This is a genomic window from Bifidobacterium felsineum, assembly GCF_002802915.1.
GTDB classification, from domain to species: Bacteria; Actinomycetota; Actinomycetes; order Actinomycetales; family Bifidobacteriaceae; genus Bifidobacterium; species Bifidobacterium felsineum.
The window spans coordinates 731,693-748,102 of sequence record NZ_PEBJ01000001.1 but is presented as its reverse complement, the minus strand read 5'-3'; the positions used below and the strand labels follow the sequence as shown (position 1 = coordinate 748,102).

The following is a 16,410-nucleotide window of genomic DNA, read 5'->3' as shown; positions in this document are numbered from 1 at the left end:
AAGAAGCCTGACTCCCTATGCATATGGGAGCCAGGCTTCCTATCTGTGATGCAGCCGCTGATGCGAATGTGCTATGCGGCTAGATCATTCAGGCCTTCTTCACCTCGACAGCGAGCTCGGCGCCTTCTTTGACTTCCAAGGAGGTGGCGAGGGTTTCGTGAGCGATGAGGTCCTTGAACTGTTCGGCCTTGGCCACGTCGGCGGCCGGCACGGTGAGCGTCAGAGCGATACGGTCGGAGATTTCCAGACCGGCGTCCTTACGGGCATCCTGCACGGCACGGATGGCGTCGCGGGCGTAGCCTTCGGCCACGAGATCGTCGTTCAGCGCGGTGTCAAGGATCACGAAACCACCGGTCGGCAGAGCTGCGGACACGGAAGCGGCAGCCTCCGCGGCGTTCTCCTCTTCCACGCGGTTGATGAGCTCATATTCGCCTTCAACCAGAGCCACGTCACCGTTCGGAGTCTCCACCACCGGAGCGCCGGAGGCATCCACATGCCAAGCGCCGGTCTTGGATGCCTTGATGGCGAACTGCACCTGCTTGCCGAGGCGCGGACCTGCAGCACGGGCGTTGACCTTCAGCTGGTGCACGATCTTCAGGCCCTGGGAGCCGGCGTCCTCCATCGTGCAGAACTCGATGTCCTTCACGTTGAGCTCGGACTTCAACACCTCAGCGTACGGCTTGACGTCATCCACATCCTCGACCACCACGGTGAGCTTGGACAGCGGCTGGCGCACGCGAATCTGGGAGGCCTTGCGCAGGGACAGGGTACCGGAGACGACCTCGCGCACCTTCTCCATGGCGTTGACCAGCTTCGGATCGTCGACCAACACGCGGCCGAGTTCGGTGGTTTCGCCGGTCTTCTCATCCACGACGAACGGCCAATCAGCCAGATGCACGGACTCACCGCCCGTGAGACCACGCCACACGGATTCGGCTTCCATTGGGGCAAGCGGGGCGAGCACGCGCATGAACACCTCGAGCACGGTGTACAGCGTGTTGAATGCGTTCGCGTCCTCGCTCCAGAAGCGGTCACGAGTGTTGCGGATGTACCAGTTGGTGAGCACGTCGATGAAGTCGGAGGCTGCATCGCAGGCATCGGAGATGGCGAACTCGTTGAGCGACTTCTCCACCTTCTCCACCAGGCGACGGGTACGTGCCAGCAGGTAGCGGTCCATCTCCGGCAAACCGGCGACTTCGTCAGCGTTGAGGTGACGAGCATCGAAGCCCTTGCCGCCGTTGGCTGCGTTGGCGTACAGCGTGAAGAAGTAGTAGGAGCTCCACACCGGCAGCATGACCTGGCGGACCGTGTCACGGATGCCTTCGGCGGTGACGATCAGGTTACCGCCACGAAGAATCGGTGAAGACATGAGGAACCAGCGCATGGCGTCGGAACCGTACTTGTCGAACACACCGTTCACGTCCGGGTAGTTGCGCAAATGCTTGGACATCTTCTGGCCGTCGGAGCCGAGCACGATGCCGTGGCAGATCACGTTCTTGAAGGCCGGGCGGTCGAACAGTGCGGTGGCCATGACGTGCAGCAGGTAGAACCAACCGCGGGTCTGGCCGATGTATTCGACGATGTAGTCGGCCGGGAAGTGCTGTTCGAACTTCTCCTTGTTCTCGAACGGGTAGTGGAACTGCGCGAACGACATGGAACCGGATTCGAACCAGCAGTCAAGCACATCCGGGATGCGATGCATCGTGGACTTGCCGGTCGGATCGTCCGGGTTCGGGCGGGTCAGGTTGTCGATCCACGGACGGTGCATGTTGATGTTGCCGTCCTTGTCACGCGGGTAGTCGCCGAAGTCGTTCTTCAACTCTTCGAGCGAGCCGTAGACGTCCACACGCGGGTACTTCGGGTCGTCGGAGACCCACACCGGGATCGGGGAGCCCCAGAAGCGGTTGCGGGAGATGGACCAGTCGCGGGCGTTGGCGAGCCACTTGCCGAACTGGCCGTCCTTCACGTTCTCCGGAATCCAGTTGATCTGCTGGTTGAGCTCCAGCAGGCGCGGCTTGATCTTGGTCACGGAAACGAACCAGGAGCTCACCGGCTTGTAGATCAGCGGGGTGGCGCAGCGCCAGCAGTGCGGGTAGGAGTGCACGTAGCTCTTCTCCTGGAAGAGGATGGCGCGCTTGTCTTCGTCGATCTGGGCGAGCGGGCCGTCACCGGCACGCAGGTTCCTGAGGATCGGCAGGTTGGCGTCGAATACGAACATGCCTTCGTATTCCGGGCACTGGGAGGTGAAACGGCAGCCGGCATCGAGCACGTCGGTGCTCTTGATGCCCTTGGCGTTGAGCGTGTTCATATCGTCTTCGCCGTAAGGAGCCTGGTGCACAAGACCGGTACCTTCAACGGTGTCGACGTAGTCGGCGGTGAAGATGGTGTAGCCGTTCGGACCAGGCACGTTGCCTTCGGTCTCGGCCTTTTCACCGGCGAAGTACGGGAAGACGGGCCAGTAGCGGCGACCAGCCAGTTCGGAGCCCTTGAGCTCGCGCACGACTTCGTAGTTCTCGCCGAGTTCCTTGGTGTAGTGGCCCAGCAGGTCCTTGCCGAGATAGAACTTCTTGCCGGCGAACTTGCCTTCGGTGGGCTGGACTTCCACGTAATCGATGTCGGCGCCGACCACGATGGCGAAGTTGGTGGGCACGGTCCACGGGGTGGTGGTCCAGAAGACGGCATAGGCGTCCTCGTCGCGCAGCTTCACGGCCACGGAGACGGTGGTGTCCTGACGGTCCTGGTAGACGTCGGCATCCATGCGGAGTTCGTGCGCGGAAAGCGGCGTGCGATCCTTCGGGCAGTACGGCAGCACGCGGTAGCCCTGGTAGGCCAGGCCCTTGTCGTACAGCTGCTTGAAGGCCCACATCACGGATTCCATGTACGGAATGTTCAGGGTCTTGTAACCGTGCTCGAAGTCCACCCAGCGGGCCTGACGGTGCACGTAGTCCTGCCATTCATGCGTGTACTTCAGCACGGATGCACGGCAGGCATCGTTGAACTTATCGATGCCCATCTTCTCAATCTGATCGACGGAGTCGATGCCGAGTTCCTTCTGTGCTTCGAGCTCTGCAGGCAGACCGTGAGTATCCCAACCGAAGACGCGGTTGACTTTGCGGCCCTTCATGGTCTGGTAGCGCGGGATCACGTCCTTGGCGTAGCCGGTCAGCAGGTGGCCGTAGTGCGGCAGGCCGTTGGCGAACGGCGGACCGTCGAAGAACACGAATTCGTTCTGGCTGTGGTCGCCGGAGGGGTTGCGCTCCACGGACTTCTGGAAGGTATCGTCCTTATCCCAGTAGTCGAGAACGGTTTCCTCCATGTTGGGGAAGCTGGGGTTCGGCGCCACGTGTGCGGTTTCGCCGCCCTCGTTCGCCTTGGGATATACGTTTTCGCTCACCGTAAATCTCCTAGTAATACTGTGCTGGTCCTTGCAGGAACGGTATTGACTGAGATTCCGGGAATTCATGTGCACCAACTGAGTGCGATATACTCATCGCCTCGCTGTTGGAACTCATTATATTCCCCGGAACGGCTCTACATGCCATTCCTACCTACGAGGACGATGATGGGCGCTATGTTCGCGCTCCGCACCGCGGTACCACCTCGCTTATCGTCACGCTTCGCATGCCTGATTTCGATGGATTCGAAACCGTAACGGCTTTGCGATTCGTGCGATCGCTTGCGTTCGGCTGTCTCGGGCCGATCCCGTCGGTTCTACTGAGCGGCTGCGGCCATATATCAGGCCAAGAACCGCTGTTCTTCCGAAGGCTCCCCGCTGATAACGGATCAACGCCTAACAACGGTGCACATCGTAGCACGCCGCTGGGTCAAAGACTCACGCCGTTTCACTCGCCTACAGTCGTGCGCATTCCTAACCGAGGTGCATCTTCATGGAACTACCCCTCAGTCGGCTTCGCCGCCAGCTCCCCTGACAAGGGGAGCCAAGAAAAACACATAAATGAACAGGGAAGCCTCTCAACCAGATGCTGAGAGGCTCCCCTGTTGCATACGTTACCGAAAGCAGTCCGTCTTACTCAAGCTCCACGGCACCGGTATACAGCTGGTAATACTCGCCCTTCTGCGCGATGAGCTCATCGTGCGAACCGCGCTCGATGATGTTGCCATGGTCGAGCACCATGATCACATCAGAGTTGCGCACAGTGGAGAGACGATGGGCGATCACGAAGACCGTGCGGCCCTTCATCAAGGCGTCCATGCCGGCCTGCACCACTTCCTCGGTACGGGTATCGATCGAAGAAGTAGCTTCGTCGAGAATCAGAGCCGGGGAATCGGCCACGGCGGCACGTGCGATGGAGATGAGCTGGCGCTGGCCTTGGGAAAGACCGGAGCCGTCACCTTCAAGCACGGTCTGGTAGCCCTGCGGCAGCATGCGTATGAAGCCGTCCGCGTTCACCAGCTTGGCGGCCTCGATGCATTCCTCATCGGTGGCGCTCAGGCGGCCGTAGCGGATGTTGTCCATCACGGTACCGGTGAACAGGTTCACGTCCTGCAGCACAATGCCGAGCGAACGGCGCAGATCAGGCTTACGAATGTTCTTCACATCGATGCCGTCGTACAGGATCTGGCCTTCCTGAATGTCGTAGAAGCGATTGATCAGGTTGGTCACCGTGGTCTTGCCGGCACCGGTGGCACCGACGAGCGCCATCTTCTGGCCGGGCTTGGCGAACCAGGTGATGTCGTGCAGCACCGGCTTGTCCGGGTTGTAGCCGAAGGTCACGTTGGTGAAACGCACATCGCCCTGCAGCAGCGTCAAGCGGCCGTCCGATGAGGTGATCGCCTGCTCCTTGGCCTTCAATGCCACTTCGCGGGCGGCGCCATGCAGTTTTTCTGCGGCCTTCAGCGAACGCGTGCCGTCGTCGCCTTCCTCACGCTTCCATGCCCAGTGGCCGGTCTCATGATCGACTTCGGTCATGGTTCGACCGTCCTCGCCCAGCGCCACGTTGACCAAGGTCACCGTACCGTTGTCCGATTCAATCGGTTCATCCATCAGCGCGAAGATACGGGATGCACCGGCGAGCGCCATCATCACCATGTTGAGCTGCATGGATACCTGGCCAAGCGGGTTGATGAACGAACGGGACAGGGTCAGCAAGGAGATCAGCGTGCCGAGGGTCAGCGGACCGAAACCGTTCAGGCCCACGTTGCCCACGCCGGCGAGCGCCATGGCACCGCCCACGATGGCGAGCAGGATGTAGAGGATGTAGCCCATGTTGCCCACCACCGGCATCGTGACGTTGCCCCAGGTGTTGGCTTCGGCGGCTGCCTCGAACAGTTCCTCGTTTTTTTCATCGAAGGTCTTCTGCGTGGCTTCCTCATGGTTGAAGACCTTGATGACCTTCTGTCCGTTCACGGATTCCTCCACGAACGCGTTCACGTCGCCCAGCCAATGCTGTTGCTTGACGAAGTAGCGGCCCGCACGGCCGACGATCGCCTTGACGATGAAGAACAGCATCACGGTGAACAGCAGTACGAACACGGTGATCGGAATGGAGAGCCACAGCATCGAGATCACGGCGGCGACCGCGGAGATGCCGGCGGCGAACATCTGCGGGAAGGACTGCGAGATGGCCTGGCGCAGCGTATCCGTGTCGTTGGTGTAGCGGCTCATGATGTCGCCATGCTCATTGGTGTCGAAGTAACGGATCGGCAGACGCTGTTGGTGGGCGAACATGTCGTCACGAATCTTCTTTAGCGTGCCTTGTTCCACGGTCACGATCAGCCACTGCCAGAGCCAGCTGGCCACGATACCGGCCACATACAGGCAGCCCATCAGAGTGATGGCTTCAAGCAGCGGGCCCCAGTTCGGATTCTTGGCGCCGACCATCGGCAGGATGTAGGTGTCGATCAGCGACTGGAGAAACAGCGCGGAGCCGGCCTGGGCGGCGGCACCTACGAGGATGCATGCCACGATGGCCACCACGCGCCATTTGTATTGCATGATGTAGCCGAAGATGCGCTTGGTGGTGCCAGGAGCCGGCTTGCCCATGGCGGGTTTACGGTTCTTGAAACTCTGCTTGTCGCTCATCGTGCCTCTCCTTCCTCAGCTGCGTTCTTCATGCGTTCGGCTTCTTCGGCCGCGGCCTGTTCGATTTCGGCCTGGCCTGCTGCGGTGTTCTTGGTTTGGGATTCGTAGATGGAACGGTATTCATCGCAGGTCTCGAGCAGTTCGTTGTGCGTACCGCGAGCCATGATGCGGCCTTCATCCATGACCAGAATCATGTCGGATTCCTGCACCGAGGCCACGCGCTGGGCGATGATAATCTTGGTGGTGTCCGGAATCTCATGGTGGAAGGCTTCACGAATCAGCTTGTCGGTCTTGGTATCGACTGCGGAGGTGGAGTCATCCAGAATCAGGATCTTCGGTTTCTTGAGCAGCGCACGGGCGATGCACAGGCGCTGGCGCTGGCCGCCGGATACGTTGGTACCACCTTGTTCGATGTAGGTGTCGTACTTATCCGGGAATTCCTGAATGAAGCCGTCCGCCTGAGCGAGCTGGCATGCGTGGCGAATCTCCTCGTCGGTGGCATCCGGGTTGCCCCAGCGCAGATTCTCAGCGATGGTGCCGGAGAACAGCACGTTCTTCTGCAGTACCATGGCCACTTGATCGCGCAGGACTTCGAGATCGTAGTCGCGCACATCGCGGCCACCGACCTTGAGCGAACCGGCGGAGACATCGTAGAGGCGGGGAACCAGCTGCACCAGCGAGGACTTGGCGGAACCAGTGCCACCGACGATGCCCACCGTGGCTCCTGAAGGAATGGTCAGGTTGATGTCGTCGAGTACTGGCTTTTCGGAGCTATCGGAGTAACGGAAGGTGACGTCATCGAATTCGATGGAGCCATCCGCAACGCTCTTGACCGGGTTCTCCGGGTCCACCACGGTGCTCTTTTCCTGCAGCACCTGGCAGATTCGCTCGGCGGAGGCCTGGGAGATGATGAACATGACGAAGATCATCGACAGCATCATCATGGCCATCAGAATCTGCATGGCGTAGGTCACGAGAGCGGTGAGGTCACCGGTAGTCAGGCCCATTGCAGCGTTGTTGCCGGACGCCACGATCTGCTGAGCGCCCATCCAAGAAATCAGGATCATCGAAGCGTAGATGCAGAACATCATGATCGGGCTGTTGAAGCTCATGATGCGCTCGGCCAGCGTGAAGTCCTTGAAAATGCGCTTGGAGATGCGGTCGAACTTGTGGATTTCGAAGGATTCGCGGTTGTAGGACTTCACCACGCGGATGCCCTGCAGGTTCTCGTCGACCACGTTGTTCAGCGCATCGTAGGTATGGAACACGCGCTCGAACACCGGGTGCACCAGCACCGCGAGACCACACAGGCCGATGGCCAGGATCGGGATGCAGGCAAGGAACACCATGGAAATCGATGGGCTGATGCGGAACGAGAAGATCCATGCCACAACCACCATAATCGGGGCGCGCACACCCATGCGGACCATCATGCCGTAGGCCATCTGCAGGTTGGTCACATCAGTGGTCAAACGGGTGATGATGGAGCCGGTGGAGAATCGGTCGATGTTGGTGAAGCTGAAGCGCTGCACCTGTTCGAACTGGTCGCGACGCAGGTTCTTGGCGAAGCCGGCTGCGGCGATGGCGGCGTACTTTCCGGCCAGGAAGCCGCAGGCCAGAGAGACCAGCGAGCATACTAGCAGAATCAGGCCGAATTTGATGATGGCCGGCATGCTGCCGCCGGTGATGCCCTGGTCGATCAAGGTGGCCATCACCGTAGGAATCACGATTTCCAGAATGGCTTCGATGAACACAAACAGCGGGGCCAGCAGGCTTTCCTTGGTGTATTGGCGCATCGATCCCAACAGCGTGCGGATAATGTGCTTCGGGCGCTCGGGTTCGACGGCTTTGCGCGAACGTTCAATGGCCGCTTCAGTGGCAGCTGCGCTGTCTTCCGCCGTCATATCGCCGGCTGAGGCACTGCGCTTGGTTGCGGTATCGCTCATTTGCTCTCCTCCTTCATATCGTGTTCGTATTCTCGTTGTGCGGCATCGATGTTCGCTCGCATGCGTCTGACGCCATCGCGCAGTGCTGCTTGCTCTTCCGCGGACAGCCCCTCGACCAGCAGACGCTCCACACGCTCCCCATTGGCTTTGAGATCGGCCACAATGGAATCGGCCTTGTCGGTGAGCACGATGCGTTTGAGTCTGGCATCATGGGCCACCGGCTCACGCACGATCAACCCCTTCTTCTCCATCAGCGTCAACACACGGGACGCGGTGGATCGGGTGATGCAGAATTTCTGCTCGATGGTGTGCTGGTAGATATCGCGGCCGCGATTGCGTGCCAGGAAGATGATGATATGGGCATTGCCGCCGGTGGCGATACGCGCGGATTCCGGCATGCTTTCTCCCAAATATCGGTCCACGGCCTTGCTCAGTGAGCGCATTTCGATGCTGAGGGCATGATGATCCATGGTTCTTCCCCCATTCGATTGCCTAATTGTTTTCGATACTTACGTCGCATGTGCAACTGTTGTATATGCAACGAAACAGTGTAATGCGCACCACATACAACAGTTGCACATGCAACAATCAGCGTGTCGCACGACGCAAAAAAGCTCCCCTCTTTGAGGGGAGCCAAATCGCGCATTCCTTACTTATGCAGTTCGGCGTAGCCGTCGAGCAGGAATTTGGTGACGTCCTTGCCGGCCTCGCCCATCAAGGTAGGCAGCGAGTTGATCGGCATGGAGTTCAGGAACATACGCATCATGGCGTTATCGGTGAGCTTTGGCAGTTCGCCCTTTTCACCTGCAGCAGCCAAGTCCTCGACCACCTTGGAGCCCACCGGGTCGGCGGACCATTCGCCGAAGGTGGACCATTCGGTCAGCGGCTGGGTCTTGCCGTCGCCGTCGAGTTTCACGCTCACCGTTGCGGCAATGTCGCGGGAGCTCACGCCGACTTCGATGCCATACTCGCCGGTCTCCACATGCCAGTCGTTGAACTTCTCGGACCAGTAGGCGAACGCGCGCTCGTCGAGGTCGATGGTCACGGTCTCGGATTCGCCGGCCTTGAGGAACACCTTGGCAAAGCCCTTGAGCTCATGCACCGGGCGGGCAACATCGGCCTTGCCCGGAGCCACGTAGACCTGCACGGTTTCGGCGGCGTCCACATCGGAGGTGTTGGTCACGGTTGCGGTCACGGTTGCAGTATTATCGCCGGTCTTGGTGGCCTTCACATCGGAGATTTCGAACGTGGCGTAGCTCAGGCCGTAGCCGAACGGGTAATCGACCGCCTTGTTATAGGTGTCGTAGTAGCGATAGCCCACGAATACACCTTCGCCGTAGTCCACATGGCCTTCCTCGCCTGGCCAGTTGAGCATACTCGGGTCATCGTTGATATCCAGCGGGATGGACTGGGCGAGCTTGCCGGAGGGGCTCACTTTGCCGAAGATCACGTCGGCGAGCGCCGGGCCGCCGGCCTGGCCGAGCAGCCAGGATTCCAGAATGCCCTTGGCGTACTGGGCCCAGGGGTGCACGGAGACCACGGAACCGTTGGAGAGCACCACGGCCACGTTCGGGTTCACTTCGGCGACCTGGCGCAGCAGCTCAATTTGCTTGGCCGGCATGTCGAGGTTCTCGCGATCGAAGCCTTCGGATTCGGCGGCTTCCGGAAGCCCCAAGAACATAAGCACCTTGTCGGCGGTTTTGGCTGCCTTAATGGCTTCGGCTTCCAGTGCCGGATCGGCAGGCTCGAGGTCGAGCGTGAAGCCAGGGGCGAAGCTGGCTGCGATGCCGCGCTCGGCAAGGGTGTCGAGGAAGCTGGTCATCTTGGTGGGTGTGATATGCGAGGAGCCGCCGCCCTGGTAACGCGGAGTGCGAGCGAACTCGCCGATGACGGCGATCTTCTCGCCCGCGCTCGGGTCGAGCGGCAGGATGGCCTCATCGTTCTTGAGCAGCACCATGGATTCCACGGCGGCCTGGTGAGCGGTTTCATCGTGCGCGTCCACGTCGAAGCGGTAGCCTTCGATGCTCATGGCGGCACGGGCCTTGTTGGTCAGGTCGATCATGCCCTGAGCCATGCGGTCAAGCTGAGCCGGGCAGATACGGCCGTCGCGAGCGGCATACACCACGTGATCGTCGGTGTAGCTCGGCGGCATTTCGAGGTTCAGTCCGGCGTTCAGAGAGGCCACGCGGTCATGGTCGGCACCCCAGTCGGACATGACGATGCCTTCGAAGCCCCATTCGTTGCGCAGCACGTCGGTCAACAGCCAGTGGTTCTGGGCGGAGTGCACGCCGTTGATGCGGTTGTAGGAGCACATGATGGTCCACGGCTGGGCGGTTTTGACGATGTGCTCGAATGCCGGCAGGTAAATCTCACGCAGGGCACGCTGGCTGATGCGAGCGTCCACGCGCAGACGGTCGGTCTCCTGATTGTTAGCAGCGAAATGCTTCAGGGAAGCGCCCACGCCCTTGGACTGCACGCCGGCGACGATGCCGACCGCTTCATGGCCGGCCAGATACGGGTCTTCGGACCAGTATTCGAAGCAACGGCCGCCGAGCGGATTGCGCTTGATGTTGACGCCGGGGCCCAGGATTACGGCCACCTTCTCCTGAATGCATTCCTCGGCCATGGCCTCGCCGACCTGATGGATGAGTTCCGGGTTCCACGAGCTGGACAGACCGGCGGCCGGCGGGAAGCAGGTGGCCGGCACGGAGTCGTCAAGATCGGTTTCGCCGGTGCTGGAGGCCAGGGATTTCCTCAGGCCGTGAGGGCCGTCGGTGATCATGTAGCCGGGGATGCCTTTGGATTCGACACCCTGCAGATGCCATGCGTCGCCGCCCGAGGTGAGGGATGCTTTTTCTTCGAGGGTCAGGTCCTTGACGGAAGGGTATGTCTGCTCGCTCATGGGAACCTCTTTCTTTGAGTTGTGCGATCTCAGTCGGTCTGTGCGGTTCGGAGCCAAGCACCGTCATGCGACGCTTCATCATCCGTGGAATTCATCTGCGAATTCAGCAGTGAATCCCCAGCCATGAATTCCAGGTCGTTTTCTCTCGACCAACCGGTTGGTAGGTAGATTATCAAATTCAGAATCACAACACGCCATAATCATTTGAAAACACTACTAACCGACCGTAAGGTTACCTTCATGAGCAGCACCTCCCCTAACACGCAGACAGATGACCGTCGCAACGCCATCATCGAAGCCACCGTCGAATCCTTCGGCAAACTTGGCTACTACGGCACCTCCCTGCAGCGCATCGCCACAGAAGTGGGACTCACCAAAGCCGGCGTATTGCATTACGTGGGCAGCAAAGAGGGGTTGCTCGAGCTAGTACTTGGCGAGGTATACGACAAGGAAACCATTGCTCTTACCGCTGGCATGGTGACCGAGGACCGACCTCTGATACCTGATATGCTGCGCCGCGTGGTGGCCGTCAACGCGAAGCGCCCCTCGTTGGTGCACATGTTCTCCACGTTGAGCGCCGAGGCATTGGATTCCGGCCACCCCGCGCACGCTTATTTCGCCGACCGCGAGCGGCAGACCGTGGCCAATGCGCAAAACATCAATTGGTCTGTGCCGAACGGCGTAAACGTCGAGCATGTCTTGCAGGCCGCCTTTTCGATGATGGACGGCATCCAGCTGCGTTGGCTGCGCTCCCCCGGACAGGACCTCAACGTCATGTGGACGGATTGCGAGGAGGTGCTGTTCCCGCTGCCGATTTGGAATGGGTATCGCTGACTGCGACGCCTAGCCACTGTTCGCAATCGTACGATTGCACGACATCCCGCGTTGCCACTCAGAGCATCCAACCGGCATGCCAAACGTGGGTGAGATCCCACGGGTCAGGATGTGCGATGGGTGAATCGCCGCGCAGCCGATAGCTCCAGTAAATCTGGCCGGCGGAAGCATCCCATGCTTTGCGCTGTATGGCGGCAACCTGACGATAGATGGCGTCACTCCACCTCCTTGAACCGGTCCTTCCGAGCCGATTCACCAGATTATTGGCCACGCACCACTCCCCTACAATCACCGGCGTATACCGGGCGGCAAGACGGATGCGCAGCTCGCTCCAACGCACGAACAATTGATAAAAGTCCATCATCCTCCGCTCGGGAATCATGCGAAGCAGTGGGAATTGCTCAGCCACGACCAAGTAGATATGCGTATCGAGCATGACACCTTGCATGCCTTCGCGTATAAACCAGTCCCGCCAACGGCCTAGCCGGAAGCCGTCATGGAACACGATGATTTGACCCTCCGTCAGAACCGGACGCAACCGACGATACGCTTCGCGATAGAAACGCTTGAGGAACGCCATCGGAATTGGCCCACTTCCCCGCGCTTCGGACCGGTCTTTCGCCTGCCTGCTCGACGGCGACATCACATAGGTGAGCCAATCAATCGGCTCGTTCAATACCTCGATGCCGAACAACGCCTCGCGATCGTGGTATCGCTTGGCCAGACAGGTCAACACCTCCAACGCATAGGCGACCGCACGTGGACTGTGATGCCAGCGCACCACACCAGTGAGTCCACCGTTATCGAATCCGTTCTGCGAGCCGGGCACCGTGTGCAAGTCAATCAGAATCCCGAGCCCCGTTTGTTCGGCCCAATCAAACGCCTTGTCCAGATATTCGACGCAGCCCGGGTGGCCTGGAATATCACCGAATACGAAATACGGCACAGGGATGCGCACCAGATTGCAGCCATGCGCGGCAATATTGCGAAAATCAGCTTCCGTAATGTACGTGTCGCGATGGCGCCGCAACAAAGCCTCGAGCTCGGCCGGTTCCATGGCCCGGTGCAGCCACATTTCGTCCGTTTCGCCACTCGGCTCGAATAACTTCGGCTTCATCCACCGTTCCAGCACCAGCCAATTGCCGAGGTTCACTCCATTGATTCGCTCGACTATTCCCATGCTGTTATTCATACATCATTATTTCGATACGGGATACCAGGAATTTCTTCAGCCGGTCAAGGGTGCCAGTTTTCGGAAACAACCTCGCCCATCAACATAATGGAGGCCCCCGTTCGAGGGCCTCCGAAACATCGCGTCAGATTACCGACGGAAGAGGCAGTGGCTTTCCGACGCCCCTGCGCACTATGCCACGGTGAACGTGGTGCGCTTCAGGTCTTCACGACGGGACGAGTGGCCGATGAGCAGTTCGAATTCACCGGGCTCAACAATGCGGTTGGCCTCGGAGTCCACGATGGTGCAGTCAGCGACAGGAATCTCGAAGGTGACGGTCTTGGTTTCGCCGGGCTCGAGTGTCACGCGCTGGAAGGCCTTCAGTTCGCGGTCGGTCCAGCTGTAGGAGGTCACGATGTCGCCGATGTAGGCCTGCACGACTTCAGTGCCGGCAACATCACCTGTGTTGGTCAGGGTGATTTCAGCGTGTACGGTATCAGATTCAGTGAAGGTACCGTCCGTGTTGGTTGCGCCGCCGGTGATGACCGGCTCACCATATTCGAAGGTGGTATAGCTCAGACCCTCGCCGAATGCGAAAGCCGGATCCTGTGTGAGGTCGGCGTAACGGTCGCCATGCTGACCGCGCACCTGATTGTAGTAGACCGGCAGCTGGCCGGCGTGACGCGGGAATGTGACAGGCAGGCGACCGGACGGGTTGGTCAGGCCGAAGATGATTTCGGCGATGGCCTGACCGCCCTTCATGCCTGGATTTGCGGCCCACAGAATCGAGCCGGTGCCGGTTTCAGGGTCGCTTACACGCTTGGCGAACACGCCATTTTCACCCACGATGGATGCGGGCAAAATCTGCGGCTTGGAGCTCACCAGTACGGTGACCATCGGCTTGCCGGTTTCCTTGGCCACGGCTGCGAGCGCATCGAGCAGCGCGTTCTGGCCGCCGAGCAGTTCGAGGGTGGCGGTGGAGCAGGTTTCACCAGTGAGCTGCACGGTATCGCCCACTACAGCCACAATCAGGTCGGATTGGCGAGCGTTGGCCACGGCTTCGTCGAGCATCGCCTGATCGACTGCGGCGGAGACACCGATCTTCGGACGGGGCTGCCCATCCGGATAGAGTTCGCCAGCCGGATCGGTGACGAGGTCAACGATGTTGGCACCGCGAGAGTACACGACTTCAGTGTTTTCGCCGGCAAACTGCTTGATGCCGTCGAGCACGGTGGCGATCATCTCACGAGGCTGGCCGTCAGGCATCCAGGAGACCTGGCCGGAGTTGCCGGTCCAGTCGCCGAGCTGATTCTGCGCGTCATCGGCAAGCGGGCCGACCACGGCGATGCGCTTGGCCTTGTTGGCAGCGAACGGCAGGTTGCCGTCGTTGCGCAGCAGAGCCACGGCTTCGCGAGCCAGTTCAAGGTTGATCCGCTGGTGTTCTTCGGAGCCGATGACAGTCTTAATGCGTTCGGCATCAGGCAGACGTGGATCTTCGAACAGACCAAGGCGGAACTTTAGAGCCAGAATACGGGCGACGGCTTCGTCAATCAGGGATTCGTCCAGAAGTCCGGTCTTCACCGCTTCGATGGCACCCTCGTAGAACTGCGGGGTGGTCATGACCAAATCGTTGCCGGCCTTGACCGCGTCCGCTGCAGCGTGCACATAATCCGGCTTGACCTTCTGCTCCCAGACGGAGCGGCCGACATTATCCCAGTCGGTGATCAGCGTGCCGTTGTACTTCCATGCACCGCGCAGCTTGTCGGTCAGCAGCCACTTGTTGAAGGTGACCGGCACACCGTCGATGGATTCGTAACCAAGCATGAAGGTACCGCAGCCTTCCTTGGCCACACGTTCAAATGGCGGCAGGAACCATGATTCAAGCTTGCGGTGGGAAAGGTCAGCTTCGGAAGCGTCGCGTCCGCCCTGGGTTTCGGAGTAGCCAGCGAAATGCTTGGCGCAAGCCAAGATCGCATCCTTCGGCAGCTTCTCGCCGGCCTTGGCACCTCCCTGGTAGCCCTTGACCATGGCGGAGGCGAGCTCGCCGATCAGCATCGGGTCTTCGCCGAAGGTTTCATCCACACGGCCCCAGCGGGTGTCGCGTGCGATACACAGCACCGGAGAGAAGGTCCAGTGCACACCGGTGCAGGAGACTTCCTCAGCGGTGGCGCGGCCTGCTTGACGCACCTTTTCGGCGTCCCAGCTCAGTGCCATGCCGAGCTGCGAGGGGAAGATCGTGGCACCGGGCCAGAAGGAGTAACCGTGGATGCAGTCATCACCGATGACCAGCGGGATGCCGAGGCGGGTTTTCTCATTGACGGTTTTGACCGCGCGCGGCAGATCCTCCGGGCTGGTGTGCAGGATGGAACCGACGTGCTTGTTGACGATGAGGTCGTCCAGGTCGCCGCCACGGGCGTCAAGCTGCATCATCTGGCCGACCTTCTCCTCCAGCGTCATGCGGGAGAGCAGGTCTGCGATGCGTTCGGATGCAGGCAGTTCAGGGTTCTTGTAAGGCAGGGGTGTTGCGGTTGCGGTGTTTGCGGTCATGGCGGTTTCGCTTTCCTCGATGAAATCGAACATCTTTAATTACCAATTGGTAGTTTACCGTGGCCTGCGTCGCAACACGCGGAAAACAGCGATGGTTTTACCCTAAGGGGCAGTAACTGCGCGCAGCAATGCAACACCTGCGCAGTTACTGCCGGTTTCCGAACCAAAACAAGCAGTAACTGCGCGGCCTATTCGTTCACACGCGCAGTTACAGTCTGTTTTTCCGGCAAAACAGGCAGTAACTGCGCGACCGGGATACGGACGAAGCGCAGCCGGGTACAGTCGAGGGGCAGCTGGAGGCAGCTAGCCTCAGCGATAGCCATCCCACAATGGCGACGGGAACAGCAAGGGCTCGAATTCGGCCCATTCCTCGTTCAGATCAATGGCAGGTTCGCGCAGCCAACGCAGTTGGATGCCATCCATGACCTCCAACGCTTTGCGCACAGTGGGTCGAATCTCATCAAATGAGGAGAATGACGGAGGAATGCGCCAGTCGAAACCGGAATAATATTTCCAAATCGAATTCTGACGATCGGCGAACTCCTTATGCAGCGGATGATCGGGGTTGAAGGTTTCCACCTGCAGCACGGAGAACAGTTGCACCAACATACGCCGCTGGGAGTTGTAGTGAACCAGATAGCGCAAATAGGCCGGCAGGCGAAGGTCATCGGCCGTGGAGCCCGGCAAACCAGAAGCCTTGAAGTCGCTGACATTGCCACCCACATTGTAGTTATCGAGGTACACCATCGAAAGCATATTGTCCTTGCTGCCAATATATCGCAGCACGCCCTGCTTGGTGACGCCTACTGCATCCGCCACATCCTGCACCGAAATGCCGTTGTATCCACGCTCGGAGATCAGGCGCACTGCGGCGTCGAGAATCTCACGTTTGCGTTCAAGCGGCGATTTACGGACTCGTTTGTGATTGGAAGTGGTTTCTGCGGCCATAGCTGCCTAGTGTATCCCA

9 protein-coding genes are annotated in these 16,410 nt (G+C 59.7%); 1 reads left to right on the top strand and 8 read right to left on the bottom strand.

Annotated features, from left to right (window positions below):
- Positions 1-88: 88 nt before the first annotated feature.
- From ileS to CSQ86_RS03030, 5 genes are all read right to left on the bottom strand, one after another.
- Positions 89-3,394 (bottom strand): mupirocin-resistant isoleucine--tRNA ligase, encoded by a 3,306-nt coding sequence (ileS, locus tag CSQ86_RS03055; protein WP_100493598.1) that lies wholly within the window; start codon positions 3,392-3,394, stop codon positions 89-91.
- Positions 3,395-4,027: 633 nt separating this feature from the next.
- On the bottom strand, positions 4,028-6,043 hold the full coding sequence (locus tag CSQ86_RS03045) for an ABC transporter ATP-binding protein (RefSeq protein ID WP_100493597.1): 2,016 nt from the start codon (positions 6,041-6,043) through the stop codon (positions 4,028-4,030).
- Positions 6,040-7,947 (bottom strand): ABC transporter ATP-binding protein, encoded by a 1,908-nt coding sequence (locus CSQ86_RS03040; protein WP_100493765.1) that lies wholly within the window; start codon positions 7,945-7,947, stop codon positions 6,040-6,042. The genes CSQ86_RS03045 and CSQ86_RS03040 overlap by 4 nt, the downstream gene beginning before the upstream one ends.
- A gap of 38 nt (positions 7,948-7,985) precedes the next feature.
- Positions 7,986-8,459 (bottom strand): MarR family winged helix-turn-helix transcriptional regulator, encoded by a 474-nt coding sequence (locus tag CSQ86_RS03035; RefSeq protein ID WP_100493596.1) that lies wholly within the window; start codon positions 8,457-8,459, stop codon positions 7,986-7,988.
- Positions 8,460-8,638: 179 nt separating this feature from the next.
- Entirely contained in the window at positions 8,639-10,891 is a 2,253-nt protein-coding gene (locus tag CSQ86_RS03030) for an exo-alpha-(1->6)-L-arabinopyranosidase (RefSeq protein ID WP_100493595.1), read from the bottom strand.
- 240 nt (positions 10,892-11,131) lie between these two features.
- On the opposite strand from CSQ86_RS03030, the gene CSQ86_RS03025 reads away from it, so the two are divergent.
- Positions 11,132-11,725 carry a TetR/AcrR family transcriptional regulator gene (locus CSQ86_RS03025; protein WP_100493594.1) on the top strand — a complete coding sequence of 198 codons (594 nt, stop codon included), beginning with the start codon at positions 11,132-11,134 and terminating at the stop codon, positions 11,723-11,725.
- 58 nt (positions 11,726-11,783) lie between these two features.
- On the opposite strand, the gene CSQ86_RS03020 is transcribed toward CSQ86_RS03025, so the two are convergent.
- The 3 genes from CSQ86_RS03020 to CSQ86_RS03010 form a co-directional block, all read right to left on the bottom strand.
- Entirely contained in the window at positions 11,784-12,917 is a 1,134-nt protein-coding gene (locus CSQ86_RS03020; protein WP_100493593.1) for a glycoside hydrolase family 5 protein, read from the bottom strand.
- A gap of 171 nt (positions 12,918-13,088) precedes the next feature.
- Entirely contained in the window at positions 13,089-15,443 is a 2,355-nt protein-coding gene (locus tag CSQ86_RS03015) for a glycoside hydrolase family 3 N-terminal domain-containing protein (RefSeq protein WP_100493764.1), read from the bottom strand.
- Positions 15,444-15,752: 309 nt separating this feature from the next.
- The gene (locus CSQ86_RS03010) at positions 15,753-16,391 is read right to left on the bottom strand and encodes a TetR/AcrR family transcriptional regulator (RefSeq protein WP_100493592.1); all 639 of its coding nucleotides are present in this window, start codon (positions 16,389-16,391) and stop codon (positions 15,753-15,755) included.
- Positions 16,392-16,410: the final 19 nt, after the last annotated feature.

What these genes read in the sequence shown, in the direction of transcription:
- CSQ86_RS03020 (WP_100493593.1), bottom strand. Translation starts at nt 12,917, where the DNA reads ATGAATAACAGCATGGGAATAGTCGAGCGAATCAATGGAGTGAACCTC.
- CSQ86_RS03030 (WP_100493595.1), bottom strand. Translation starts at nt 10,891, where the DNA reads ATGAGCGAGCAGACATACCCTTCCGTCAAGGACCTGACCCTCGAAGAA.
- CSQ86_RS03015 (WP_100493764.1), bottom strand. Translation starts at nt 15,443, where the DNA reads ATGACCGCAAACACCGCAACCGCAACACCCCTGCCTTACAAGAACCCT.
- CSQ86_RS03045 (WP_100493597.1), bottom strand. Translation starts at nt 6,043, where the DNA reads ATGAGCGACAAGCAGAGTTTCAAGAACCGTAAACCCGCCATGGGCAAG.
- CSQ86_RS03040 (WP_100493765.1), bottom strand. Translation starts at nt 7,947, where the DNA reads ATGACGGCGGAAGACAGCGCAGCTGCCACTGAAGCGGCCATTGAACGT.
- CSQ86_RS03035 (WP_100493596.1), bottom strand. Translation starts at nt 8,459, where the DNA reads ATGGATCATCATGCCCTCAGCATCGAAATGCGCTCACTGAGCAAGGCC.
- CSQ86_RS03025 (WP_100493594.1), top strand. Translation starts at nt 11,132, where the DNA reads ATGAGCAGCACCTCCCCTAACACGCAGACAGATGACCGTCGCAACGCC.
- CSQ86_RS03010 (WP_100493592.1), bottom strand. Translation starts at nt 16,391, where the DNA reads ATGGCCGCAGAAACCACTTCCAATCACAAACGAGTCCGTAAATCGCCG.